At 65.5% G+C, this 2,309-nt stretch carries 4 protein-coding genes; all 4 read right to left on the bottom strand.

Going from position 1 to position 2,309, the window contains the following annotated elements; all coding sequences use genetic code 11:
- Positions 1 to 171 (bottom strand): chorismate mutase (locus HX846_RS33435; protein WP_178967072.1); only part of this gene is annotated, 171 nt, incomplete at its 3' end.
- A 12-nt stretch (positions 172 to 183) separates the two neighbouring features.
- Positions 184 to 963 (bottom strand): thioesterase II family protein, encoded by a 780-nt coding sequence (locus HX846_RS33430; protein ID WP_003218418.1) that lies wholly within the window; start codon positions 961 to 963, stop codon positions 184 to 186.
- The gene (locus HX846_RS33425) at positions 960 to 2,048 is read right to left on the bottom strand and encodes a saccharopine dehydrogenase NADP-binding domain-containing protein (RefSeq protein ID WP_023658858.1); all 1,089 of its coding nucleotides are present in this window, start codon (positions 2,046 to 2,048) and stop codon (positions 960 to 962) included. The genes HX846_RS33430 and HX846_RS33425 overlap by 4 nt, the downstream gene beginning before the upstream one ends.
- Positions 2,045 to 2,309, bottom strand: a 265-nt coding sequence (locus HX846_RS33420; RefSeq protein ID WP_178967071.1) for a hypothetical protein, incomplete at its 5' end; no start/stop codon positions are given. The genes HX846_RS33425 and HX846_RS33420, both read right to left, overlap by 4 nt.

The following is a 2,309-nucleotide window of genomic DNA, read 5'->3' as shown; positions in this document are numbered from 1 at the left end:
CATGGCGGCCACCCGCTCGGGGGCGGCGATGCTGGCTTCGTCAGGCTTGAACTGCGCCGCAGCTTTCACATAGGCCAACCGCTGGCCGAGAGCGCGGATGATCTGTTCGTCCAACGTGTCGATACCCAGGCGGACGTCTTCCAGCCCGCTGCACTGCTCAGGTGTTTTCATAGGATTCTCCGGTCATGGGGTCGACGGCCAGCACTGCCACGCCGGTTCGGCGGGGCTGCCCAGCAACAGTTCCAGGTGCTCGATCAGGTCGGCCTGGCTGTCGCGCAGGTAAAAATGCCCGCCGTTGAAGGTTCGAAAGTCGGTGACCTGGCGCGTCACTTCCGACCAGGCATGGGCTTCCTCCCGATCGACTTCGCGGTCGGTGCTGCCCAGGCATACGCTCACGGGCACGTCCAGCAGCTCGCTGATATCGCCGCAGTAGTTTTCGATCAGGCGGTAATCATTGCGCAATGCGGGCAGGTAAAGTGCCTGCATCTCGGGTTCGTCCAGGGGTGATGGCGCACCACCCGACAGGCGCCGCACATCCGCCAGCAGACCGGCATCTGGGCCCTGGTGCAATTGGCTGTGACGTTGCCGGTGAGGGGCCGGATGGGCGGAGACGATCAGCCGTTGCAGGTCCTTGCCCTGGCGGTTCAGGCGCCGCGTCACCTCATAGGCCAGCGCCGCACCCATGCTGTGGCCGAACAGCACCAGCGGCCGGTCGGACAGGTCCCACAGCGCCCGGGTAATAGTGCCCGCCATCCATTCCAGGCTGCCGGGCCAGGTTTCACTCAGGCGCTCTTCGCGGCCGGGGTATTGCACGCTGACCAGTTCGATGTCAGCCGGCAACAGTGCCTGCCAACCGCTGAAAAATCCCGCGCTGCCGCCGGCGTGGGGCAGGCAGACCAATCGGCAACGCGGCGTTTGATGCTGCGGGTAACGTCGCAGCCATGGGCTGGGGATTTTCTTCATAACACGCCCTCCTCCAGTTCAGTGGTGACGTGGATCCGGGTCTGCGGCAACCAGCGCAGCACCTGGCGCAAGCAGTCATCGGCGTCCATCACCTGGGCAGCGTAGTGCGTGCCTTCGGGCAGTTTGGCCAGTTGCAGGGCGCAGATTGCCGCCACTGTGCCGGTCAACGCCGAGCCGTCGGCGGCACGCAACCAGGCGGTGGCCTGCTGCGGTTCGCCGTGTTGCAGGCCTGCCATTTCGACTGCGAGCAACTGGTAAGGCGTGCGCCCTGCCAGGTCCAGCGCACTGGCCTGTACCAGGGCGGCAATGTTCTCTGCCGTGTGTCGCAGAGCCGGTGGCGAGCCCTGAATGCGCCCGAGTGCGGCCCGCAGGTGGCCGCCGTCGAACAGGTTGTAGGCCTGGGCTTCGCGCACCCGCAAGTCAGTAAACAAGCGCTGTTGCTCAGTGGTTAGATACGGGTGGGCCGTTACGGGACCGCCCACCAGCCAGGGCCGCTCGAAGTGTTCATCGACGAGTACGGCGGACTTGATTGCACGGCCATCGCACCAGCCCATCGAGGCCTGGCCATAGCCGTTGCCGAGGCTCAATAGAAAGTCCTCGGCCGCCGTTGTCGACAACCGCCCAAGTCCGACGGCATAGCAATGCACGGCATCGACGCGCTCGAACGACGCCGCAAGCACCTTGGGAAACAACCCCGACAGCCCGGGCAACATGCCGGCTGATAACACCACACGACGACCCGGCGGCAACTGAGCGGGCAGCAGCTGATGCAGCGGATCATCGCCGCCGACATCGATGTAATCGGCGCCACTGGCCAAAGCGGCCAGCGCCACCCGGTCGAGCACCTGGTAGCTGGGGCCCGCGCAATTGATCAGCAGGTCGCAGCCGCTGCAAAACGCCGCCAGGCTTTGGGCGTCCCACAGGTCCACTTCACGGATCTCGGCCTGCCCGTTCAACTCGCCGTCGTTAAAACGCTGCCCTTGCCCAGGGTCGCGACCGCCCAGGCGCAAGCGGCAATGACCGACCAGCACCCGCGCAACCTGCCGACCGACATGCCCATAGCCGCCTACAATCCCGACTCTCACGCCGCCACCTGCGCCAGCCGTTCGAACGCGCGGGCCACGGCTTCGACCTGGGGGCTCTGCATGCAGCTGAAGTGGTCGCCCGGCACGTCCACCACCTGCAATTCGCCAAGGCACAGGGCCTGCCAGTATTGGCTCATGTCGCGGTGCATGCCGGGCAGTACCTGGACTTCACCGCACTGGCGGATAAACACCATGTCACCGTCGTAAGGCGTGGCCTGATGCAAGGCGACGGCGGCCAGGCTGTGGCGCAGCACCTGCAGT

The sequence above is a fragment of the Pseudomonas sp. K5002 genome (assembly GCF_013386655.1).
Lineage (GTDB): Bacteria > Pseudomonadota > Gammaproteobacteria > Pseudomonadales > Pseudomonadaceae > Aquipseudomonas.
The sequence above is the reverse complement of the archived record's forward strand: the minus strand, read 5'-3'. Positions and strand labels throughout refer to the sequence as shown.

Coding starts and splice junctions, on each gene's coding strand:
- HX846_RS33430 (WP_003218418.1), bottom strand. CDS start 963: ATGAAGAAAATCCCCAGCCCATGGCTGCGACGTTACCCGCAGCATCAA.